Source organism: Halopseudomonas sp., assembly GCF_041579695.1.
GTDB lineage: Bacteria > Pseudomonadota > Gammaproteobacteria > Pseudomonadales > Pseudomonadaceae > Halopseudomonas.
In genome coordinates this window covers 19,951-41,515 of sequence record NZ_JBFGFI010000010.1, presented here as the reverse complement: position 1 = coordinate 41,515, position 21,565 = coordinate 19,951, and the positions used below count along the sequence as shown (strand labels likewise).

The window sequence follows — 21,565 nt, the reverse complement described above, 5'->3', positions numbered from 1 at the left end:
CCGCCATGTATCATGGCGGCGAACCCAATCGAGCATTGCCGAAACCTATGACAGAAGCAACCCGCGCCAGACCCGTTCACAAACCGCGCCCGATGGTAGACCTGCTGGTCAGCATCGTGATTCCTTCGGTCATCCTGATGAAATTCAGCGGCCCCGAGCAATTGGGAGCCAACCAGGCGCTGGTTCTGGCGCTGGCGTTTCCGCTGGGCTGGGGTCTGTTCGAGCTGATCCGCTATCGCAAGTTCAACTTCATCGCGCTGCTGGGTCTGATCAGTGTGTTCCTGACCGGAGGTATCGGTCTGATGAAGCTCGATCCGCAGTGGCTGGCAATCAAGGAAGCGGCGGTGCCGGGTGCGATCGGCATCGCCGTACTGGTATCGACCAAAACGAAGTATCCGTTGATCCGCACCATTCTCTACAACCCCAAGGTGCTCAACGTGGATCTGGTCCACGACCGGCTGTCGCAGCGCGGGCTGGTGGACATCTTCGAGTTGCGTCTGCTCAAGGCCACCTACTTTCTGGCTGGCACTTTCTTCTTTTCTTCGTGCATGAACTACGTGTTGGCCAAATGGATCGTCGTCAGTCCGTCCGGCACCCAGGCCTTCAACGAGGAGCTGGGGCAGATGACCCTGATCAGCTATCCGATGATTGCGATCCCGACAATGATCATGATGATCCTGATCATGGTCTATCTGTGGCGCACCATCCATGGCCTGACCGGGCTGAAGATGGAAGAGATCATGGTGCAGCAGAAGAAGGGCTGAGCGGCAAGTCACCAGCGGTAGCAAACCGGCCTGCGCCCTGGCTCAAGACAGAATAATCTGCGCCGCTCGTGCCTGGCGCAGACATTCGGATTGGCGGGTTAGATCGCTTCCAGTGCGTTCCTCAGATTACCTACCGTGCGCTCGATGTTGTGCAGCTTGTCGAGACCGAACAGGCCGATGCGGAAGGTCTTGAAGCCCTTCGGCTCGTCGCACATCAGTGGCACGCCGGCGGCAGTCTGCAAACCGTGGGCACCGAACGCCTTGCCGTTCTGGATGCTGTCTTCGGTGGTATAGCTGACCACCACGCCGGGCGCTTCGAAACCTTCGCCGGCCACGCTCTGAAAGCCCTTCTCCTTGAGCAGTGCGCGCACTGAGCGGCCGAGGGCCAGCTGCTCTTGCTTGACCTTGTCAAATCCGTAGTCACGGGTTTCCAGCATGGTGTCGCGGAACTGGCGCAATGCGTCGGTGGGCATGGTCGCGTGATAGGCGTGGCCACCATTTTCATAGGCCTGCATGATGTTCAGCCATTTCTTCAGGTCACAGGCGAAGCTGTTGCTGGTGGTGCCTTCAATACGCTCCAGTGCCAGTTGGCTTAGCATCACCAGCGCGCTGCAGGGCGAGGCGCTCCAGCCTTTCTGCGGCGCGCTGATCAACACGTCCACGCCGCAGTTGCGCATGTCGACCCAGACGGTGCCCGAAGCAATGCAATCGAGTACGAACATCCCCCCGACCTCGTGCACCGCATCGGCCACCGCACGCAGGTAGTCATCACTGAGCATGATGCCGGAGGACGTTTCCACATGCGGGGCAAACACCAGATCGGGTTTGTTGGCGCGGATCTCGGCGATCACTTCGTCGATTGGCGCCGGGGTGAACGGGCTCTGGTCCCCGGGTTGAAGTTGCCGCGCTTTCAGAACGGTTTCTTCAGCGGGCAGACGACCCATTTCGAATATCTGGCTCCAGCGATAACTGAACCAGCCATTGCGCAGCACCAGGCAGCGCTTGTCCTGGGCGAACTGACGCGCGACCGCTTCCATCCCGTAGGTGCCGCCGCCCGGAACCACCACCACGCCAGCGGCCTGATAGACGTCTTTCAGGGTGCCGGAGATGTCGCGCATGACCTGCTGGAACGCAGCGGACATGTGGTTGAGCGAGCGGTCGGTGAAGACCACGGAGTATTCGAGCAGACCATCGGGATCAATGGTGGGAACCAGGCTGGACACGTTGGGTTTCTCCTTTGGAAGCGTCAGGTAACGCCGGCGCCCCTCTGGGGGCCGGCGTGATCAAAGGCGTTATCCTAACCGATTTGTCACCCGATTGTGCCTCTCTGGCTAGCTCCTGCGGCTCTCGATGACCGAGTGCCAGGTCACCTGCTCGTCGTCTTCGGGCGGCGGAATGCGACTGCGCTTGTCTGCGCTGCGCACCAGGAACCAGGCCAGCAGGGTAAACAGACCGACCGCGAGCAGGATTACGCTGGCGATCGCGTTGATCTCCGGTTTTACCCCCAGGCGTACCGCCGAGAACACTTCCATCGGCAGGGTGGTCGCACCGGGACCGGAGACGAAACTGGCGAGAACCAGGTCGTCCAGTGACAAGGTGAACGAGAGCAGCCAGCCGGCCGCGATCGAGGGTGCAATCATCGGCACCGTGATCAACAGGAATGTCTTCCACGGCGGCGAGCCCAGGTCCATTGCCGCTTCCTCGATGGACTGATCCAGCTCGCCCAGGCGTCCGCTGACCACGATTGCCACATAGGCAGTACAGAAGGTGGTATGCGCGATCCAGATCGTCATGATGCCGCGCTCGGCCGGCCAGCCAAGCAGCTGCGCCATTGATACGAACAGCAGCAGCAGCGACAGACCGGTGATCACCTCGGGCATCACCAGTGGCGCAGTGACGAGACCGGAGAACAGCGTGCGGCCGCGAAAACGCTTGATCCGCGTCATCACGAATGCGGCCAGAGTGCCCAGGGCCACCGCGGCGCAGGCGGTATAGAAGGCGATCTGCAGGCTGCGTTTGACCGCATTCATCAACTGGGTGTTGTCCAGCAGGCCGACATACCAGTGGATCGACCAGCCACCCCACACCGTCACCAGACGTGAGGCGTTGAACGAGTAGATTACCAGGATCACCATGGGTATGTAGATGAATGCCAGGCCTGCCCAGAGTGCAACGGTGGAGAAATCGGGGCGCTTGCTCATGCGTTTTTCTCCATTGCCCGGGACTGGTTGTAATGGAAGAATATGATCGGTATCAACAGGACGGCGAGCATGATGATCGCCAGCGCCGAGGCCACCGGCCAGTCGCGGTTGTTGAAGAATTCCTGCCAGAGGATCTTGCCGATCATCAGGGTTTCCGGCCCGCCGAGCAGCTCGGGAATCACGAACTCGCCGACCACCGGGATGAATACCAGCATCGAGCCGGCAATGATGCCGGTTTTCGACAACGGCACGGTAATTTTCCAGAAGGCCTTGAGCCGGCCGGCGCCCAGATCCATGGCCGCCTCGAGCAGGCTATTGTCGTGCTTGACCAGGTTGGCATACAGCGGCAAGACCATGAATGGCAGATAGGCGTAGACCACACCGATATATACCGCTGTATTGGTGTTGAGAATCTCCATCGGCGAGCTGATCAGCCCGGCCCACATCAGAAAGTTGTTGAGCAATCCGTTGGTACTGAGAATGCCCATCCAGGCATACACCCGGATCAGGATCGCAGTCCAGGTCGGCATCATTACCAACAGCAGGTAGACCAGTTGCTTCTCCCTCGGGGCGCGGGCAATTGCCAGCGCCATCGGGTAGCCGAGCAGCAGACAGACGATCGTGGAGATCAGCGCGATTTTGAGCGAGCCCAGATAGGCGGCCAGATACAGGGAATCCTCGCTGAGGAAGATGTAGTTGCCCAGGTTGACCATCACCGTAAGTGACTGCTCGGCATATTCGAGCAGCGGGCTGTAGGGCGGAATCGAGATGGCTGCCTGCGAGAAGCTGATCTTCAGCACGATGGCGAAGGGCAGCAGGAAGAACAGGAACAGCCACAGGTAGGGAACGCTGATTACCCAGAAGCGGCCGCTGGGCAACAGGCGCGAGAGCGTGGTTTTCATGAGGATAAGATTACCCCGCTGTCATCGTCCCAGCTGATATAGACCTGGTCTTCCCAGGTCATGCGTGGCAGCCGGCGCTCGGAGTTGGCAAAGAAGGTCTGCACGATATGGCCGCTGGCGAGCTTGATGTAGAACACCGAGTGGCCGCCCAGGTAGGCAATATCGTGGATCTCGCCATGGGCCCAGTTGTATTCCGACTCGGGCTTTTCCACCGTCACCCAGACTTTCTCCGGACGCAGCGCGTAGGTGATGTTCTTGTCCTGCACACGGGTAGTGATGCCGTGGCCGATGTAGATCGGCCGGTCCAGTTCGGCGCATTCGATGATCGCGTGGTTTTCCATATCCGCGATCAGCTGGCCTTCGAAGATGTTCACGCTGCCGATGAACTCGGCCACGTGCCGGCTGGCCGGGCTCTCGTAGATATCCATCGGCGAGCCGACCTGGGCGATCCAGCCCTGGTGCATGATCGCGATGCGCTGGGCCATGGTCATCGCCTCTTCCTGGTCGTGGGTGACCATGATGCAGGTCACGCCGACCCGCTCGATGATCTCGACCAGCTCAAGCTGCATCTGCGAGCGCAGCTTCTTGTCCAGCGCACCCATCGGCTCATCCAGCAGCAGCACCTTGGGGCTCTTGGCCAGGGAGCGGGCCAGGGCGACGCGCTGGCGCTGGCCGCCCGATAGCTGGTTGGGCTTGCGCCGGGCATACTCGGTCATGTGCACCAGCTTGAGCATCTCGGCGACTCGCGCGTTGATCTCCGCCCGGCTGAGCTTGTCCTGCTTGAGGCCGAAGGCAATGTTCTGCTCGACCGTCATGTGCGGAAACAGCGCATAGGACTGGAACATCATGTTTATCGGACGTTCGTATGGCGGCAGGTCGGTAATGTCCTGACCGTCGAGGAATACCCGGCCTTCGCTGGGGCGCTCGAAGCCGGCCAGGATGCGCAGCAGGGTCGACTTGCCCGATCCCGAGCCGCCGAGCAGGGCGAAGATTTCACCGCGGTTGATGGTCAGGCTGACATCGTCGACCGCCAGGGCGTCGTCAAAGCGCTTGCTGATCCGGTCGATACGCACAAATTCGTCGGGTTCGGCCTTGGCCATTGCCTGTTTCATGGCTCCTGCTGCACCAACCATAATATTCTCCGCGAGTACGATTCAGTGGTCCACGCGTCATTATGCGCATGAACTTGTCAATGTGGGGTAGGGCAAAAAAGGGGGCTGCCAGCGGCAGCCCCGGTCGCCTTACTGGCCGGACTTGATCCGGTTCCAGGAGCGGGTCACGGTGCGTTGTGCTGCCAGCGGCCGTGGCTCGGCAATGTACAGCTTGTCCATAACGTCAGCGGTCGGATAGATCGCAGGGTCCATCAGGATCTCCGGATCGATCAGGCTGTTGGCGCCGACATTCGGGTTGGCATAGGCCACATAATCGGTGATCGGAGCCACCACATCGGGACGCAGGATATAGTTGATGAAGGCGTGCGCGTTATCCGGGTTCGGAGCATCCTTGGGGATCGCCATCATGTCGAACCACAGCTGGGTGCCTTCCTTGGGGATGGTGTACGCAATGTTCACGCCGTTGTCTGCTTCATCAGCACGATCGGCAGCCTGGAAAACGTCACCGGAGAAACCGACCGCGACACAGATGTCGCCGTTGGCCAGGTCACTGATATAGCGTGAGGAGTGAAAATAGCGCACCGAGTCGCGCACGCTAAGCAGTAGCTCCTCGGCTTTCTTCAGGTCCGCCTTGTCGGTGCTGTTCGGATCCAGGCCCAGATAACCCAGGGCCGAGGTCATCATGTCGTCACCGGAATCGAGCATCGAGATGCCGCACTCGGACAGCTTGCCGGCCACGACCGGATCGAACACCAGATCCCAGGAATCGGTGGGTGCATCTTCGCCAAGAATCGCCTTGACCTTGTCGACGTTGTAGCCGATGCCGTTGGTACCCCACATGTAGGGGATCGCGTACTTGGTGCCCAGGCCCACGGACTCCAGCTGTTTGAGCAGCTTGGGGTCCAGGTTCTCGGCATTGGGCAGCTTGCTGTGGTCCAGCTCCTGGTAGACGCCGGCCTGGATCTGCTTGGTCAGGAAGTGGTTGGAGGGCACCACCACGTCGAAGCCCGAGCGACCGGTCAGCAGCCGGGCATCGAGCACTTCGTTGGAATCGTAGACGTCGTAGGTGACGTCAATGCCGGTTTCTTTCTTGAAATTATCGATGGTGTCTTCGGCTATGTAGTCCGACCAGTTGAATATCTTCAGCTCCCCGGCGTCCTGTGCGCTGACGGTTGAAGCGGTGCTGAGCAAACCGGCAGTAGCCAGGGCCAGAAGGCTCATTTTTATTGGCATTTTCACTGAAACTTTCATGACTTCTCCTCTTTCAGACTCCAGCCCGTAACGGGCCTGGTCTGTTTTCTTGCTGGAAGTCGGCGCCCATTGACGCCGGCCGGTGGTGAACCCATTTCCTGCTTCAGCGTCCGGACTTGATACGTGTCCAGGCGCGGGTGCGAACCCGTTCGATATTGGCTGGCAGCTCTGCCAGCGTGAAGAGTTTATTCAAGGTTTCGTCGCTCGGATAGACACCTGGATCATTCAGTACTTCCTTGTCCACCATCGGCAGGGAAGCCTTGTTGCCGTTAGCGTAGGCGACATAGTTGGTGACGTCGGCTATCACTTCCGGGCGCAGGATGTAATCGAGAAACACGTAGGCGCTATCCACATTCTTGGCGTCGATCGGCATCACCATCATGTCGAACCACATCGCCGCACCTTCCTTGGGGATGGCGTACTTGACCACTTCGCCATTGCCCGCTTCCTCGGCCCGCGAGGCGGCCTGCAGGATGTCTCCGGACCAGCCGACGGCTACGCAGATATCACCATTGGCCAGATCGGTGATGAACTTGGAGGAATGGAAATAGCGGATATGCGGGCGAACGCTCTGCATCAGCGCTTCTGCCTGCTCATAATCATCCGGGTTGGTGCTGTTGGGATTCAGGCCCTGGTAGAACAGCGCAGAGGGAATGACTTCTGCTGGAGCATCAAGGAAAGCCACGCCGCACTCGGCGAGCTTTTCCATGTTCTCCGGCTTGAACACCAGATCCCAGGAGTTAACCGGCGCATCGTCGCCGAGCACTGCCTTCACCTTGGCCTCGTTGTAACCAATGCCGGTGGTGCCCCAGAGATAGGGAAACGCATACTGGTTGCCGGGATCGTTGGTTTCCAGTGCTTTGAGCAGTACCGGGTCGAGATTGTCCCAGTTGTCCAGACGGCTGCGGTCCAGGGGCATGAAAGCGCCAGCCTTGATCTGCTTGCCGAGAAACTGGTTGGAAGGAACGACAATATCGAATCCCGAGCTGCCGGACAGCAGTTTGGCCTCGAGCACTTCGTTGCTGTCGAACACGTCATACACCACCCGGATGCCGGTTTCCTTGTGGAACTCTTCCAGGGTGTCTTCGGCGATGTAGTCCGACCAGTTGTAGACGTTGACTACTTCCTCGGCCAAAGCGGTGCTGCTGAAGGCCATGACGCAGGCCGCGGCGAACAATGTCTTGCTGTTGGATATGCTCATTGCAGACTTCTCCATTGCGTTATTATCCACGCGGCCCGGGTCGCGTTATCGTGAGTCTTCGCCAACTGCTAGCGCGGGGAGACAGCTACACCGAGTTGTTCGGCAGTCATGTCCAGCGCCTTCCATGCCTTGTCGACCAGCTCATCGATTTCCGCCGGCTTGATGATCAGGGGTGGCGACATGATCATGGTGTCGCCCACCGCCCGCATCACCAGGCCGTTACGAACGCACATGTCGCGGCAGATACTGCCGGCCATGCCCTGTTCCGCAAAACGCTCCCGCGTGGTCTTGTTGCTGACCAGCTCGATCGCGCCAAGCAGTCCCACACCGCGTACTTCGCCCACCAGCGGATGCTCCGCCAGCTGGGCAATTTTACTTTGCAAATACGGTGCCGCTTCCTGTTTCACATACTCGACTATTTTCTCGTCGCGCAGGATCTCAAGGTTTTTCAGGCCGACGGCGGCTGCCACCGGGTGTCCTGAATAGGTATAGCCGTGGAAAAATTCGCCGCCATGCTCGATCAGCGTTTCCGCCACGCGCTCGCCCACGATCACTCCGCCCATCGGCAGGTAGCCTGAGGTCATGCCCTTGGCGATCGGCATCAAGTCAGGCTTGAGATCATAATGCTGGCTACCGAACCATTCCCCGGTCCGGCCAAACCCGCAGATCACTTCATCGATTACCAGCAGGATGTCGTAGCGGGCGAGGATCCGCTTGATCTCTGGCCAGTAGGTATCCGGCGGGATGACCACGCCGCCTGCACCCTGAATCGGCTCGGCAATGAATGCAGCGACCTGGTCCTCGCCGACTTCCTGAATCTTCGCTTCCAGCTGGCGAGCGGCCCACAGGCCGAACTCGTCGGGCGTCATGTCGCCGCCTTCACCGAACCAGTATGGCTGCGGAATATGCACAATGCCGGGAATCGGCAGGTCGCCCTGCTCATGCATCACCGACATTCCGCCCAGGCTGGCACCGGCGACAGTGGAGCCGTGGTAACCATTGATCCTGCCGATCACGGTCTTCTTGGTCGGCTTGCCCTTTAGGTCCCAGTAGCGACGTACCATGCGCAGCACGGTGTCGTTGGATTCCGATCCGGAGCCGGTGAAGAACACATGGTTCATGTGCGCCGGCGCGATGCCCGCAATGGCGCTGGCGAGCTTGACGGCCGGCGGATTGGCACACTGGAAAAAGCTGTTGTAGTAGGGTAGTTCGAGCATCTGCTGGTAGGCCGCATCGGCCAGCTCGCGGCGACCATAACCGATGTTCACGCACCAGAGTCCGGCCATGCCGTCGAGCACCTTGTTGCCATCAGTGTCCCAGAGATAGACCCCCTCGGCGCGCTCGATGATACGCGTACCCCTGGCACCCAGATCCTTGTGATCGGTGAACGGGTGCAGGTAGTGAGCGTGGTCCATGGCCTGCAGCTGTGCGGTGCTGTATGCAGTCTGTGTAGTCATTGTCAGTCCTTAATCCCGGCGAGCCGATGTTGTGCTCGCCGGTACCTGTTCATGTTGCGCGCCTGGCGCCCTATACGCTGAGTAGCAGGAACTCGCGCTCCCAGCTGCTGATAACGCGTTTGTAGTTCTCGTGTTCCACGCGCTTCACCGCGACATAGCCGCGGCAGAACTTGCTGCCCAGCACGGCCTCGACATCCGTGCACTGTTCCATCCGCTCCAGCGCAGACTCCAGCGTCAGCGGCAGGCGCAGATTGCGCCGCTCGTAGGCCCGGCCCTTGACCGGCGCCGAGGGGTCCATCTTGCCGACCATGCCCAGGTAGCCGCACAGCAGACTGGCTGCGATGGCAATATAGGGGTTGGCGTCCGCGCCGGGCAGACGGTTTTCGACGCGGCGGTTCTGCGGCGTGGAATCCGGCACGCGCAGGCCGGCAGTGCGGTTTTCCTCACCCCATTCCACATTCACTGGCGCGGAGGTATCCGGCAGGAAGCGGCGGAACGAGTTCACATTGGGTGCGAACAGCGGCAACACTTCCGGGATGTAACGCTGCAGGCCACCGATGTGGTGCAGGAAAATCTCGCTCATGCTGCCGTCTTCATTGGAGAAGATGTTCTTGCCGGTCTTGCGGTCGACAATGCTCTGGTGCAAATGCATCGCGCTGCCCGGTTCGTTGGTGATCGGCTTGGCCATGAAGGTGGCGGTCATGTCGTGCTTGAGCGCCGCCTCACGCATGGTGCGCTTGAATACCAGGATCTGGTCGGCCAGGTGCAGCGGGTCGCCGTGACGGAAGTTGATCTCCATCTGCGCGGTGCCTTCCTCGTGGATCAGCGTGTCCAGATCCAGGCCCTGGGCCTCGCACCAGTCGTACATGTCCTCGAACAGCGGGTCGAATTCGTTGGCAGCATCAATGGAGAACGACTGACGTCCGGTTTCCTGGCGCCCCGAACGGCCTATCGGTGGCTGCAGCGGCAGGTCGGGGTCCTCGTTACGCTTGGTCAGGTAGAACTCCATCTCGGGAGCGACCAGTGGTTGCCAGCCCTTGTCGGCATACAGCTTGAGCACCTTCTTGAGGATGTTGCGTGGCGACATCTCGATCGGTTCGCCGGACTTGTCATAGCAGTCGTGGATGATCTGCGCGGTCGGCTCGATCGCCCATGGCACCAGGTAAATCCCGGTGAAATCCGGCTTGCAGATCATGTCGATGTCGGCCGGGTCTAGCAGGTCGTAATAGATGTCGTCCTCGACATAGTCGCCGGTGACCGACTGCAGCAGGATGCTTTCGGGCAGGCGCATGCCCTTTTCCGAAATGAACTTCATGGTAGGAGCGATCTTGCCCCGGGCAATGCCTGTGAGGTCGCTGACCATGCACTCGACTTCGGTAATTTTGTGTTCTTTCAGCCATGCTTCGATATTGTTCATAAAGTCCTCAGGAGTGCCGCGCCGCTCGAGCGCGACAGGCGTCTCCAAACGCCTGGAATAGGGAAAGATAGAAGGGGTTCTCGCCAACCTTCCATTCCGGATGCCATTGCACCCCCAGCGCGAACGCGGGGGAGTCGACAACCGAGAAGGCTTCGATCAACCCATCTGCAGCGGTAGCTTCAGTCCGCAATCCGACACCCAGCCGGTCCACGCCCTGGGTATGCAGGGAGTTGACCTGTGCCGAATTGCGACCGGCAATTCGTTGCAGCAATCCTCCCGGTTCCAGCTGAACCTCATGGGACACGCCGTACTGGATCTCCACCGGTTGTTCCTTGTCTTCGCGATGCTCTATATAGCCGCCCACCTCGTGCAGACGCTGGTGCAGGCTGCCGCCGAAGACCACATTCATTTCCTGAAATCCCCGGCAGATACACAGTACCGGAATGCCGCGATCGATCGCGGCCTTTATAAGCGGTAGGGTGGTGGCGTCGCGCTTGCGGTCGTGGCGCGTACCGGCGGCACTCGCGGGCCCCTGATAGTGATGCGGCTCGACATTGGAGGGTGATCCGGTGAACATCAGGCCATCAACGGTATCGAGTAGCTGATCAATAGCCAGGCGCTCGCCCAGAGCGGGAACAAGCAGCGGCAGACCGTCCGCACCGTCGACGATGCCAAGGATGTATTTTTCACCTACTATATGGAATGGATGCAGACCCAGCTGATCGGTGCAGCAGGTGATGCCAATCAGTGGTTTTCGAGCGGATGACATGTTTTACAGCCTGTAGTGAATAACGTACATGAAATCATTGTTGTTCGATTTTTCATACAATAGCAACAAAAAATAATTAACACAAAACCCGCTCCTGGGGCTTCGATACAGGCCGGCAGATTGCCTCGCCGCCCTGTTTGCGGCCTTATTTGGTGCGGCATGCACCATCCTCGTGCGTTGGCGATTCTATTGACTCGCCACAGGCTTTCGGATTTACTCTCATCTTACAGACAACGTGATTGATATATTTTACAAAAAACAGGTGATATCCCATGCAATCCCAACCCGGAGCGGACGCTGCGGTAGCCATCGCGGCGCCAGTCAGTGTCCAGGAAGCTGAGGCCTTTTTAGCCGAGCATCCGGAAATCCATTTTATAGACCTTCTTATTGCCGACATGAACGGCATCGTTCGCGGCAAGCGCATTGATCGCTCGGCATTGATCAAGGCTTACGAGAGGGGCATCGCCCTGCCAGCATCGATCTTCGCGCTCAACATCCAGGGCACCACGGTTGAAGAAACCGGCCTCGGACTGGAGATTGGCGATGCCGACCGGATCTGTCTGCCGATTCCCGGCACGCTGAATGTCGAACCATGGCAAAAGCGCCCCACCGGCCAGTTGCTGATGACCATGTACGAGGTCGATCGCAAGACGCCGTTCTTTGCCGACCCGCGCTATGTGCTGCAGCGGATCGTCCAGCGTTTCAGCGAGCTGGGCCTGAAGCCGGTTTCGGCCTTTGAGCTGGAGTTCTACCTGATCGATCAGGAGAACATTACCGGTCGACCCCAGCCGCCGCGTTCGCCTATGTCCGGCAAGCGACCCAATTCCGTTCAGGTCTATTCGATGGATGATCTGGACGAATACGCCGAATTCCTCCAGGACGTCATCGAAGCTGCCCACGAACAGGGCATCCCCGCTGACGCCATTGTCGCGGAATCGGCACCGGGCCAGTTCGAGGTCAATCTGCATCATGTGGATGATCCGGTGGTCGCCTGTGACTACAACGTCCTGCTCAAGCGCGTGATCAAGAGCGTAGCCTATGATCATGAGATGGACACCACCTTCATGGCCAAGCCTTACTATGATCAGGCCGGCAATGGCATGCATGTGCATATCAGCCTGGAAGACGAGCAGGGCAAGAATATCTTCGCGCCCAATGCGGACGGCTCACTGAGCGATACCCTGCGGTGGGCGGTGGGCGGTCTGTTGCAGACTCTGCCCGAGTACATGGCCTTCCTGTGCCCGAATGTGAACTCCTATCGCCGTTTCAGCCCCAGCTTCTTCGTGCCCTGCGCCGCCACGTGGGGTATCGACAACCGCACCGTTGCCGTGCGCGTTCCTGGTGGTGAGCCGGATGCGATGCGTATCGAGCACCGTCTGGCGGGCGCCGATGCCAACCCCTACCTGTTGATGGCAGCGCTGCTGTCGGCTATCCACTACGGTATCAGCAACAAGATCGAACCGCCGGAAATGACCGAGGGCAATGCCTACGATCAGCACGAGGCGTCGTTGCCGACCAACCTGCGTGATGCCCTGCGGGCGCTGGAAACCTCCGAGGTGATGAAGGAATACATCGGCGAGGAGTATCTGGATGTGTTCGTGCTGTGCAAGGAGAGCGAGCAGGAGGAGTTCGAGCGCACCATCTCTGATCTTGAGTACATGTGGTACCTGCACACGGTCTGACATTGCCGTACGCTGTAAAAATCCCGCCTTCTGGCGGGATTTTTTATGCCTGTAATCTGCGGTACGCGCGCAGCTGTATTGCCCAGCGCTGCCGGCCACTGCGTCTACCTGTGCTATCTTCTGCGGGCATGCCCACAGATGCGAGACACCATGACAGCGGTAAAACCCCATCCCCGACGCCGAGCCAGCAGCCAGGAAAGGATCGCCCGTATTCTTGATGCAACGGCGGACCTGCTGGACCAGCGTTCGCTGAGTGAGCTATCGATCTACGCTATCGCGGCCCAGGCGGATATTCCGCCGTCTTCGGTTTATCATTTCTTTCCCCAGCTTGCCGATGTGCTCGCTGCGCTGGCGCAGCGTGTCTTTGCCGAGCTCGATGCAGTATTGGGTGCGGCGCCTGAAGATCTTCGGCCGACCAGCTGGATGGATCTGATCGAGCAGTTGGAGGACCGCTTCCAGCAGTACTATCAATCCCATCCGGCGGCCCGCGAATTGCTGTTGGGCGCCCATGAGCTGGCAGGCGTGCGCCAGGCCGACCGCCAGCATGACAATTTTCTGGGTCACAGCCTGCGCAGCTACCTCGCGCGCTACTATCAGTTGCCGGTCCTGCCCGGTGATGTGGATGTTTTTACGCTGGCAATGCAGGCCGCGGACAAGTTGCTGGCGCTCGATCATCAGCAGCACGGCGCCCTGACCTCGCCGATGCGCCGTGAAGCGAAAAGGATGATGGTCGCCTATCTCGGGCTCTATCTGCCGCCAGTGCTACCACCCGCACCGCGGCGCCCAGTCGAAACGGAGGTTGCCCATGGGGCTGATCTCCCGATTGGCTGAATGGCGCGAGGGGCGTCGCCTGCAAAGCCTGGAGGTGACAGAGGAAGACTGGCGGCAGGCACTGGGCGACTGGCAGGTGTATCGGCGCTTTGCTGCCAGCGAAAGAGAGCGGTTGCATGACATGGCCCTGCGGCTATTGCTGCGCAAGGCTGTGGTGGGTGCAAAGGAGCTCGAGCTCAGCGACCAGATGCGTTTGCGGATTGCCGGCATGGCCGTGGTGCCGGTGCTGCAGCTGGGCCTGGACTGGTATGACGGCTGGCAGACCCTGGTGATCTACGAAGGCCCGTTCATCGCCGGGCATGAGTGGCTGGATGAATACGGCATCGCTCATGCCGAGCGTAGCGCGCTCTGCGGTGAGGCCGCCTCCCATGGTCCGGTGGTGCTGTCGCTGGATGATGTGCGCTCGGCCGGCGGCAAAAACGGCCATAACGTGGTTCTGCATGAGCTGGCGCATACCCTGGACATGCGCCGCGAAGGGGCCAACGGCGCTCCGCCGCTGCATGCTGGAATGGATGCAGCGGCATGGAAAAAGGATTTTTCCGCTGCCTGGGATGACCTCGAGCGGCGGATCCACAGTGGCCGGCCAAGTCCGGTGGACGATTATGCGCTGGAAGCGCCAGCCGAATTCTTCGCCGTGCTCACCGAAGCGTTTTTCGAGCAGCCAGGCCCGTTGGCAGACACCTGGCCCGCGGTGTATCAGCATTTGAGTGATTTTTACCGGCAGGATCCGCGGAGCTGACTTCTAGAGTAGTTAGCCGATAATTATCGGTATTAATCGCTTTATGTGTTTAAGTTATGGTAATTAACATTTGTTCGGCCGATATTTATCCGGTATAAAGCTTCCACAAACCTATCAGGAGATCGCCATGTCCCGCCTTGTCAGTGTCGCCGCCAGCCAGATGAGTTGTTCCTGGGATCGCCAGGACAACATCGCCAAAGCCGAGAAGCTGGTGCGTGAAGCTGCCGCCAAGGGTGCGCAGATAATCCTGATTCAGGAGTTGTTCGAGACGCCCTATTTCTGTCAGAAGCCGAACGCCGAATACCTGCAACTGGCTACCGAGGTGGATAAGAATCCGGCGATAGCCCACTTCAAGGCACTGGCCAAGGAACTGGAGGTGGTGTTGCCGATCAGCTTCTTCGAGCTGGCCGGCCGCGCGCGCTTCAACAGTGTGGTGATCATCGATGCCGACGGGCGCAATCTGGGGCTCTATCGCAAGAGCCACATTCCCGATGGCCCCGGCTACCACGAGAAGTACTACTTCAACCCCGGCGATACCGGGTTCAAGGTATGGCAGACGCGTTACGCGAAGATCGGGGTGGGTATCTGCTGGGATCAGTGGTTCCCCGAATGTGCCCGCTCAATGGCATTGATGGGCGCCGAGATACTGTTCTACCCGACTGCAATCGGCAGTGAGCCGCACGACCCGACCATCAGTTCACGGGATCACTGGCAGCGCGTGCAGCAGGGCCATGCCGGCGCGAACCTGATGCCGCTGGTAGCCAGCAACCGCATCGGTCGCGAAGAGCAGGACGGTTACGAGATCACCTTCTATGGTTCCTCTTTCATAGCCGATCAGTTCGGTGAGAAGCTGCAGGAGGCCAACGAGACCGACGAGACTGTATTGGTGCAGGAATTCGATCTCGACGCCCTGGAGCATATCCGCAGCGCCTGGGGTAGCTTCCGCGATCGGCGGCCGAATCTGTACGGCCCGATCAAAACCCTGGATGGGTCTCTGGAGTCCTGATGTATACATTGCACAGCACCCCCCGCGCCGATGGCTACAGCATGCCGGCGGAATGGACTACGCATAGCCAGACGTGGATGGTCTGGCCCGAGCGACCGGATAACTGGCGCCAGGGCGCCAAGCCAGCCCAGGCCGCATTTGCCGAAGTCGCCAGGACTATCGCCGGTTTCGAGCCGGTTACCGTCTGCGTCTCGGCAGCGCAATACGAGAATGCCAACCTGCAGCTCAGCCATCCGGGCATACGGGTGATCGAGATGAGCTCTGACGATGCCTGGGTGCGCGACACCGGCCCGACCTTCGTGACCAATGGCCAGGGCGCGCTGCGCGGCGTGGACTGGACCTTCAATGCCTGGGGCGGCTTCAACGGTGGACTGTACTGGCCCTGGCAGCGTGACGATCAGGTGGCCGACAAGATACTCGGGATCGAGCGCTGCCCGCGCTATCGCACCGAGGGGTTCGTGCTTGAAGGCGGGGCCATCCATGTGGATGGCGAGGGCACGCTACTGACCACCGAGGAATGCCTGCTCAACAGCAACCGCAATCCGCACCTGCTGCGCGAGGAAATCGAGGTGGTACTGGCTGATCACCTGGGTATCAGCAAGGTGATCTGGTTGCCGGAAGGTCTCTACAACGACGAAACCGATGGCCACGTGGACAATTTCTGCTGTTTCGTGCGCCCCGGTGAAGTGTTGCTGGCATGGACCGACGAAGAGGCCGATCCGAACTATCCACGTTGCCAGGCCGCTCTCAGGGTGCTGCAGGCAAGTCGTGATGCCCAGGGGCGGGAACTGGTAGTGCACAAGATGCCGATTCCCGGGCCCCTGTATGCGACCGTGGAGGAGTGTGCCGGCGTCGACCGCGTAGCCGGCAGCCAGCCGCGTGATGCGTCGATTCGTCTGGCCGGATCCTATGTGAACTTCCTGATCGTCAATGACGGTGTTATTGCGCCGAGCTTCGACGACCCGCAGGATGAGCCGGCCCGCGAGCTACTGCAGCAGCTGTTTCCGGACCGCCGGGTAGTGATGGTGCCGGGGCGCGAAATCCTCCTCGGCGGTGGCAACATTCACTGCATTACCCAGCAGCAGCCCGCCGCCTGATCGGGCGACCGGCTCGGGCCGCAAGCCTGGCTCAGCCAGCCAGTAGCTCGCGCCCGCGGGCTACCGCAGCGCGCACCTGAGCCGGTGCGGTGCCGCCTATATGATCGCGGGCATTCACCGAGCCTTCCAGTGTCAGCACATCGAACACGTCCTTTTCGATCTGGTCACTGAACTGACGCAGTTCGTCCAGGCTCATCTCGGCCAGGTCCTTGCCGCTGTCCACGCCGTACTTGACCGCATGGCCGACGATCTCGTGGCAGTCACGAAATGGCAGGCCGCGACGCACCAGATAGTCGGCCAGATCGGTTGCGGTGGAAAAGCCGCGCAGTGCAGCCTCGCGCATCGTCGCGACCTTCGGCTGGATCGCCGGGATCATGTCGGCAAAGGCGCGCAGGCAGTCGCGCAGGGTATCCACCGCGTCGAACAGCGGTTCCTTGTCCTCCTGGTTGTCCTTGTTGTAGGCCAGTGGTTGGCTCTTCATCAGGGTTAGCAGGCTCATCAGCTGGCCATACACGCGGCCGGTCTTGCCACGTACCAGTTCTGGCACGTCGGGATTCTTCTTCTGCGGCATGATCGAGGAGCCGGTGCAGAAGCGGTCGGGCAGTTCGATGAAGTTGAACTGCGCGCTGGTCCAGAGCACCAGCTCCTCGGAGAAGCGCGACATGTGCATCATCGCCAGTGAGGCAGCAGCGCAGAACTCGATGGCAAAATCGCGATCCGACACACCGTCCAGCGAGTTGCCGGAGACCGCATCGAAGCCAAGCAGCTCGCAGGTGACGTTGCGGTCGATCGGATAGGTTGTGCCGGCCAGTGCGGCACTGCCCAGGGGCATGCGATTAACCCGCTTGCGGCAGTCGAGCAGACGCTCGCGGTCGCGGCTGAGCATCTCGAACCAGGCCAGCAGGTGGTGGCCGAAGGTTACCGGCTGCGCGGTCTGCAGGTGCGTAAAGCCGGGCATGATGACTGCCGCGTGGCGTTCGGCCTGGTCCAGCAGGCCAGTCTGCAGGCGCTGCAGTTCGATCAGGATCACGTCAATCTCCTCGCGCAGCCAGAGACGGATATCGGTCGCCACCTGATCATTGCGCGAGCGGCCGGTGTGCAGCTTCTTGCCGGTAACGCCGATCTGCGCAGTCAGCCGCGCCTCGATATTCATGTGGACGTCTTCCAGGTCGACTCGCCAGTCAAACTGGCCGGCTTCGATCTCGCTCTGGATGCTGCGCAGCCCGGCGATGATGCTGTCGCGCTCTTCATCGCTTAGCACGCCGACGCGGGCAAGCATCGTCGCGTGGGCTATCGAGCCCTGGATGTCCTGCTTGTACAGGCGCTTGTCGAAATCGACCGAGGCGGTGAAGCGGGCCACAAAGGCATCGACGGGCTCGCTGAAGCGTCCGCCCCAGGATTGGTTGGTTGTCTGGTCTTGGCTCATAAGTCGGATCGTTCCGCTGGCAAAAGTCCATAGCATACCACTTCAGGCTTGCGCGATGCCGCCCCGCTGGCGGACACTTGGGCGATGAAGAACGGACTCTGGTCACTGCTCGGGCAACCTTATTCGGGGGAAGATTTCTTCCTTCCCGATCTGTGCTCGTCGTTTGCTGTTTTTACCCTGGTCGTGCTGGCCGAATTGCTGGTGCTGACCTGGGTGCTGGCCGTGCCATCGGCAAGCGGATTCGACTGGCTGAGTCTGGCTATGGCCTCCCTGTTCGTGCAGTGGATAGTGCTGCTGTCCGCCGCTTTGCTATGTCGGCTGCGTGGCTGGATGCAGCGGCGCGCGCTCTGGGTCGCGATCACCGTGTGTTTTGCGGTAGTGGTCGGGCTGACGCTGATGTTTACAGTGCTGGCCGAGTGGGTGCTTGAGCAGGGCATGCTTGGCTATCCGCAACTGCGGTCGGAACAGATGCTGCGTCACGGGCTGATCGCGATGATCATGACCGGGCTGTTGTTGCGTTACTTCTATCTGCAACAACAATGGCAACGTCAGCATGAAGCCGAACTCAAGGCGCGGCTGCAATCGCTGCAATCGCGCATCCAGCCGCATTTTCTGTTCAACAGTCTCAATAGCATTGTCAGCCTGATTGCCAGTGCCCCGGCCAAGGCCGAGCTTGCCGTGCTCGATCTGGCTGACCTGTTTCGCGCCAATCTTTCCGAGGTAGGCGGTGTGGGTACCTGGGAGGAGGAGCTGCACCTGTGCGAAGGGTATCTGCGCATCGAACACTATCGGTTGGGTGACAGGCTGAAGGTCGAATGGCAGGGCGCCCTGCCGGCGGCCACGCCGATGCCGTTGCTGACGCTGCAGCCGCTGCTGGAAAACGCCATCCTGCACGGACTGCAACCTAGCCTGGCGGGCGGCGATATCCACATTCGGGCAGTATTACATGGGGGCGTTGTCGAACTGTTGGTGTCAAACAGTTGTCCACCACAGGCGGCCAGCCATCAGGGTAGCCGTATGGCGCTGGAAAATGTGCGCGCGCGGCTGAACGCGTTGTTCGGTCCGCGGGCAAAACTGGAAGCCTGGCGCGAAGGAGAGCGCTTCTTCAGCAGGCTGGTCTATCCTGTTACTCAAACGTCCTCAATTTTGCAGAGAAGTCATTAAGGCATGAAGGCATGAAAGTACTTGTAGCCGACGATGAACCGCTGGCCCGGGAACGCTTGTCACGTTTGCTCGATGAGCTGCCCGGTTATGAGCCCTTGCCGGATATGGCGAGCAATGGACAGGAGGCGCTCGAGCTGGTGGAGCGTGAGCATCCGGATATTGTTCTGCTGGATATACGTATGCCCGGCCTAGACGGCCTACAGACAGCGGCCAAGCTGTGCGAGATGCCCGATGCACCCGCAGTGATCTTCTGCACCGCGCATGGCGAATATGCACTCGATGCTTTCGCAGTCAGCGCGGTGGGCTACCTGCTCAAGCCGGTGCGTACCGAGTCGCTGATCGATGCACTGGCCAAGGCGCAGAAGCTCAACCGGGTGCAGCTATGCAGTCTCGGTCGCGCCAGTGCGCAGGGCGATGGCAGTCCGGCGCGCAGCCACATTAGCGCGCGTACCCGCAAAGGCGTCGAGTTGATACCGATCGACGAGGTGCTGTACTTCATTGCCGATCACAAATACGTGACCCTGCGTCACAGCGGAGGCGAGGTTCTGCTGGATGAGCCGCTGAAAGCGCTGGAGGACGAGTTTGGTGATTATTTCGTCAGGATCCACCGCAATGCGCTGGTTGCGCGGCATCGTATCGAGCGTCTGCAGCGCAGCTCGGTCGGCCACTTCCACCTGCATCTCAAGGGGCTGCCGGACGAGAACCTGACAGTCAGTCGCCGCCACGTGCCCGGAGTGCGCAAGCTGATGGATCACCTGTGATACCGGATGCGGCGCAAGGGCGCGTGGATGCCTGCCGGAGCATGGCGTATCATGCAGGCTGGTTTTGAGCGAGAATCCCATGAGTCGACATCTGCGTATTGCCACCCGCAAGAGCGCCCTGGCCCTGTGGCAGGCCGAGTACGTCAAGGCGCGCCTGGAGCAACTCCACCCCGACATTACCGTCACGCTGGTGCCAATGGTCAGCCGTGGCGATCAGCTGCTGGATTCCCCATTGGCCAAGATTGGCGGCAAGGGCCTGTTCGTCAAGGAGCTCGAAGCGGCGATCATCAGCGATCAGGCCGACCTGGCGGTGCACTCGATGAAAGACGTGCCCATGGCCTTTCCCGAAGGCCTGGGCCTGTACGTGATCTGTGAGCGCGAGGACCCGCGCGATGCCTTTGTCTCCAATCACCACGATTCCGTCGATAGCTTGCCCCAAGGCAGTGTCGTCGGTACCTCGAGCCTGCGTCGTCAGGCGCAGGTGATGGCCCGGCGGCCCGATTTGCAGGTGCGCTTTTTGCGTGGCAACGTGAATACGCGGTTGGCCAAGCTCGATGCCGGTGAATACGACGCGATTATCCTGGCCGCGGCGGGTCTGATGCGTCTGGGTTTTCATGACCGGATTCGCTATGCGATGCCGCCGGAGGAAAGTCTTCCGGCGGGAGGTCAGGGCGCAGTGGGCATCGAATGTCGCAGCGACGACCTGGAGCTGCACGCCCTGCTGGCACCGCTGAACGATGAGGACAGCGCCTTGCGTGTACGCGCAGAGCGCGCACTGAACACGCATCTGAATGGAGGTTGTCAGGTACCAATTGCCTGTTACGCCGAGCGTCAGAATGGCGAGATCTGGCTGCGTGGCATGGTCGGTGATCCTGATGGCAGCCTGCTGCTGACGGCGGAGGGACGCGGACCGGAAGCCACGCCGGAGGAGCTGGGTATACGGGTGGCTGAAGATCTGCTGAGCCAGGGTGCACAGAAGATTCTTGATGCGGTCTATCTAGGAGCCGAGGGTCGGTGACACCCGCAGTGCTGCTTACGCGGCTGCCTGAGGATAATCAGCGATTGGCCGCGAAACTGGACGCGCTGGGCATACAGACCTGCTGCATGCCCCTTTTACAGATCCGGCTTGAGGAAGAGAGCAGCGAGCAGCGCAGTTTGCTGCTGGATCTGGACCGTTATCAGGCCGTGATAGCAGTGAGTCCGGTGGCGGCCCGGTTAGGATTGGAGCGACTTGACCGTTACTGGCCTCAGGTGCCGGTGGGTATCGACTGGTTTGCTGTCGGCGAGACTACGGCCGGTATCCTGCGTGATTACCCGTTGCCTGCCCGCGCGCCGGAGCAAGGGCAGGACAGTGAAGCGTTGCTGGCTTTGCCGCGCTGGCAGGCATTACTTGCCGAGCCGAACCTGCGTGTCATGATCTGGCGTGGCGTGGGGGGGCGTGAACACCTTGCTTCGCAAATACGGGCTGCCGGCGGTCAGGTGGACTATCTTGAGTTGTATCGGCGGCTGCCCGCCGACAATCTGCCGCAATCGATTAGGGCTGCCCGTCAGGCCGGGGTCCGTGGCATAGTGGTACTCAGCATTCAGGCGCTCGAATATTGGCATAACGCGGCCGGCAACGAATGGTCGCAGCAACGTCTCTGGCGTTGCTGGGTGCCCGGCGCGCGAGTAGCCGAACGGGCTGCCGAGCTGGGCTGCAAGGACATAGTCATGTGCAGCGGAGCGGATGATGACGCCGTGATAGCCGCCATCGAAGCACATCCGCTGAAAGCACAAGGAGAATAG

20 protein-coding genes are annotated in these 21,565 nt (G+C 60.2%); 10 read left to right on the top strand and 10 right to left on the bottom strand.

Going from position 1 to position 21,565, the window contains the following annotated elements; all coding sequences use genetic code 11:
- Positions 1–47 precede the first annotated feature (47 nt).
- The gene (locus ABYA88_RS04150; RefSeq protein WP_373185623.1) at positions 48–764 is read left to right on the top strand and encodes a VC0807 family protein; all 717 of its coding nucleotides are present in this window, start codon (positions 48–50) and stop codon (positions 762–764) included.
- A 98-nt stretch (positions 765–862) separates the two neighbouring features.
- On the opposite strand, the gene ABYA88_RS04145 is transcribed toward ABYA88_RS04150, so the two are convergent.
- From ABYA88_RS04145 to ABYA88_RS04105, 9 genes are all read right to left on the bottom strand, one after another.
- Complete coding sequence (locus tag ABYA88_RS04145; RefSeq protein WP_373185622.1) at positions 863–1,987, bottom strand: aminotransferase class V-fold PLP-dependent enzyme; 1,125 nt, start codon at positions 1,985–1,987, stop codon at positions 863–865.
- Positions 1,988–2,095: 108 nt separating this feature from the next.
- The gene (locus ABYA88_RS04140) at positions 2,096–2,965 is read right to left on the bottom strand and encodes an ABC transporter permease subunit (protein WP_373185621.1); all 870 of its coding nucleotides are present in this window, start codon (positions 2,963–2,965) and stop codon (positions 2,096–2,098) included.
- On the bottom strand, positions 2,962–3,867 hold the full coding sequence (locus tag ABYA88_RS04135; RefSeq protein WP_373185620.1) for an ABC transporter permease subunit: 906 nt from the start codon (positions 3,865–3,867) through the stop codon (positions 2,962–2,964). Before ABYA88_RS04135 ends, ABYA88_RS04140 begins: the two co-directional genes overlap by 4 nt.
- Complete coding sequence (locus tag ABYA88_RS04130) at positions 3,864–5,000, bottom strand: ABC transporter ATP-binding protein (RefSeq protein ID WP_373185619.1); 1,137 nt, start codon at positions 4,998–5,000, stop codon at positions 3,864–3,866. The genes ABYA88_RS04135 and ABYA88_RS04130 overlap by 4 nt, the downstream gene beginning before the upstream one ends.
- Before the next feature lie 108 nt (positions 5,001–5,108).
- The gene (locus ABYA88_RS04125) at positions 5,109–6,230 is read right to left on the bottom strand and encodes a polyamine ABC transporter substrate-binding protein (RefSeq protein ID WP_373185618.1); all 1,122 of its coding nucleotides are present in this window, start codon (positions 6,228–6,230) and stop codon (positions 5,109–5,111) included.
- A gap of 103 nt (positions 6,231–6,333) precedes the next feature.
- Complete coding sequence (locus ABYA88_RS04120) at positions 6,334–7,431, bottom strand: extracellular solute-binding protein (protein WP_373185617.1); 1,098 nt, start codon at positions 7,429–7,431, stop codon at positions 6,334–6,336.
- A gap of 68 nt (positions 7,432–7,499) precedes the next feature.
- Positions 7,500–8,888 (bottom strand): aspartate aminotransferase family protein, encoded by a 1,389-nt coding sequence (locus ABYA88_RS04115; RefSeq protein WP_373185616.1) that lies wholly within the window; start codon positions 8,886–8,888, stop codon positions 7,500–7,502.
- A 70-nt stretch (positions 8,889–8,958) separates the two neighbouring features.
- Positions 8,959–10,305, bottom strand: a complete 1,347-nt coding sequence (locus ABYA88_RS04110; protein WP_373185615.1) for a glutamine synthetase family protein — start codon at positions 10,303–10,305, stop codon at positions 8,959–8,961.
- Between the two features lie 7 nt (positions 10,306–10,312).
- A complete protein-coding gene (locus ABYA88_RS04105; protein WP_373185614.1) occupies positions 10,313–11,074 on the bottom strand; it encodes a gamma-glutamyl-gamma-aminobutyrate hydrolase family protein in 762 nt (253 codons plus the stop codon).
- Positions 11,075–11,346: 272 nt separating this feature from the next.
- On the opposite strand from ABYA88_RS04105, the gene ABYA88_RS04100 reads away from it, so the two are divergent.
- The 5 genes from ABYA88_RS04100 to aguA all read left to right on the top strand — a co-directional run bounded on the left by ABYA88_RS04100 (position 11,347) and on the right by aguA (position 16,429).
- Positions 11,347–12,756, top strand: coding sequence for a glutamine synthetase family protein (locus tag ABYA88_RS04100; RefSeq protein ID WP_373185613.1), 1,410 nt, complete (start codon positions 11,347–11,349; stop codon positions 12,754–12,756).
- 150 nt (positions 12,757–12,906) lie between these two features.
- On the top strand, positions 12,907–13,587 hold the full coding sequence (locus ABYA88_RS04095; RefSeq protein ID WP_373185612.1) for a TetR/AcrR family transcriptional regulator: 681 nt from the start codon (positions 12,907–12,909) through the stop codon (positions 13,585–13,587).
- On the top strand, positions 13,562–14,326 hold the full coding sequence (locus ABYA88_RS04090; protein ID WP_373185611.1) for a zinc-dependent peptidase: 765 nt from the start codon (positions 13,562–13,564) through the stop codon (positions 14,324–14,326). The genes ABYA88_RS04095 and ABYA88_RS04090 overlap by 26 nt, the downstream gene beginning before the upstream one ends.
- Positions 14,327–14,453: 127 nt before the next feature.
- Positions 14,454–15,332 (top strand): N-carbamoylputrescine amidase, encoded by an 879-nt coding sequence (gene aguB / locus ABYA88_RS04085; protein WP_373185610.1) that lies wholly within the window; start codon positions 14,454–14,456, stop codon positions 15,330–15,332.
- Positions 15,332–16,429 carry an agmatine deiminase gene (aguA, locus tag ABYA88_RS04080; RefSeq protein WP_373185609.1) on the top strand — a complete coding sequence of 366 codons (1,098 nt, stop codon included), beginning with the start codon at positions 15,332–15,334 and terminating at the stop codon, positions 16,427–16,429. Before aguB ends, aguA begins: the two co-directional genes overlap by 1 nt.
- Positions 16,430–16,460: 31 nt before the next feature.
- On the opposite strand, the gene argH is transcribed toward aguA, so the two are convergent.
- Complete coding sequence (gene argH, locus ABYA88_RS04075) at positions 16,461–17,855, bottom strand: argininosuccinate lyase (protein WP_373185608.1); 1,395 nt, start codon at positions 17,853–17,855, stop codon at positions 16,461–16,463.
- An 84-nt stretch (positions 17,856–17,939) separates the two neighbouring features.
- Between argH and ABYA88_RS04070 the strand changes: the two genes are divergently transcribed.
- The 4 genes from ABYA88_RS04070 (at position 17,940) to ABYA88_RS04055 (ending at position 21,565) form a co-directional block, all read left to right on the top strand.
- A complete protein-coding gene (locus ABYA88_RS04070; protein ID WP_373185607.1) occupies positions 17,940–19,019 on the top strand; it encodes a sensor histidine kinase in 1,080 nt (359 codons plus the stop codon).
- Between the two features lie 11 nt (positions 19,020–19,030).
- A complete protein-coding gene (locus tag ABYA88_RS04065) occupies positions 19,031–19,780 on the top strand; it encodes a LytR/AlgR family response regulator transcription factor (protein WP_373185606.1) in 750 nt (249 codons plus the stop codon).
- Positions 19,781–19,859: 79 nt separating this feature from the next.
- Positions 19,860–20,798 carry a hydroxymethylbilane synthase gene (gene hemC / locus ABYA88_RS04060; RefSeq protein WP_373185605.1) on the top strand — a complete coding sequence of 313 codons (939 nt, stop codon included), beginning with the start codon at positions 19,860–19,862 and terminating at the stop codon, positions 20,796–20,798.
- Positions 20,795–21,565, top strand: coding sequence for a uroporphyrinogen-III synthase (locus tag ABYA88_RS04055; protein ID WP_373185604.1), 771 nt, complete (start codon positions 20,795–20,797; stop codon positions 21,563–21,565). Before hemC ends, ABYA88_RS04055 begins: the two co-directional genes overlap by 4 nt.

Excerpts from the sequence above, each read along its gene's own strand:
- ABYA88_RS04150 (WP_373185623.1), top strand. The coding sequence starts at position 48 with ATGACAGAAGCAACCCGCGCCAGACCCGTTCACAAACCGCGCCCGATG.
- ABYA88_RS04140 (WP_373185621.1), bottom strand. The coding sequence starts at position 2,965 with ATGAGCAAGCGCCCCGATTTCTCCACCGTTGCACTCTGGGCAGGCCTG.
- ABYA88_RS04135 (WP_373185620.1), bottom strand. The coding sequence starts at position 3,867 with ATGAAAACCACGCTCTCGCGCCTGTTGCCCAGCGGCCGCTTCTGGGTA.
- ABYA88_RS04130 (WP_373185619.1), bottom strand. The coding sequence starts at position 5,000 with ATGGTTGGTGCAGCAGGAGCCATGAAACAGGCAATGGCCAAGGCCGAA.
- ABYA88_RS04125 (WP_373185618.1), bottom strand. The coding sequence starts at position 6,230 with ATGAAAGTTTCAGTGAAAATGCCAATAAAAATGAGCCTTCTGGCCCTG.
- ABYA88_RS04120 (WP_373185617.1), bottom strand. The coding sequence starts at position 7,431 with ATGAGCATATCCAACAGCAAGACATTGTTCGCCGCGGCCTGCGTCATG.
- ABYA88_RS04115 (WP_373185616.1), bottom strand. The coding sequence starts at position 8,888 with ATGACTACACAGACTGCATACAGCACCGCACAGCTGCAGGCCATGGAC.
- ABYA88_RS04110 (WP_373185615.1), bottom strand. The coding sequence starts at position 10,305 with ATGAACAATATCGAAGCATGGCTGAAAGAACACAAAATTACCGAAGTC.
- ABYA88_RS04105 (WP_373185614.1), bottom strand. The coding sequence starts at position 11,074 with ATGTCATCCGCTCGAAAACCACTGATTGGCATCACCTGCTGCACCGAT.
- ABYA88_RS04100 (WP_373185613.1), top strand. The coding sequence starts at position 11,347 with ATGCAATCCCAACCCGGAGCGGACGCTGCGGTAGCCATCGCGGCGCCA.
- ABYA88_RS04095 (WP_373185612.1), top strand. The coding sequence starts at position 12,907 with ATGACAGCGGTAAAACCCCATCCCCGACGCCGAGCCAGCAGCCAGGAA.
- ABYA88_RS04090 (WP_373185611.1), top strand. The coding sequence starts at position 13,562 with ATGGGGCTGATCTCCCGATTGGCTGAATGGCGCGAGGGGCGTCGCCTG.
- aguB (WP_373185610.1), top strand. The coding sequence starts at position 14,454 with ATGTCCCGCCTTGTCAGTGTCGCCGCCAGCCAGATGAGTTGTTCCTGG.
- aguA (WP_373185609.1), top strand. The coding sequence starts at position 15,332 with ATGTATACATTGCACAGCACCCCCCGCGCCGATGGCTACAGCATGCCG.
- argH (WP_373185608.1), bottom strand. The coding sequence starts at position 17,855 with ATGAGCCAAGACCAGACAACCAACCAATCCTGGGGCGGACGCTTCAGC.
- ABYA88_RS04070 (WP_373185607.1), top strand. The coding sequence starts at position 17,940 with ATGAAGAACGGACTCTGGTCACTGCTCGGGCAACCTTATTCGGGGGAA.
- ABYA88_RS04065 (WP_373185606.1), top strand. The coding sequence starts at position 19,031 with ATGAAAGTACTTGTAGCCGACGATGAACCGCTGGCCCGGGAACGCTTG.
- hemC (WP_373185605.1), top strand. The coding sequence starts at position 19,860 with ATGAGTCGACATCTGCGTATTGCCACCCGCAAGAGCGCCCTGGCCCTG.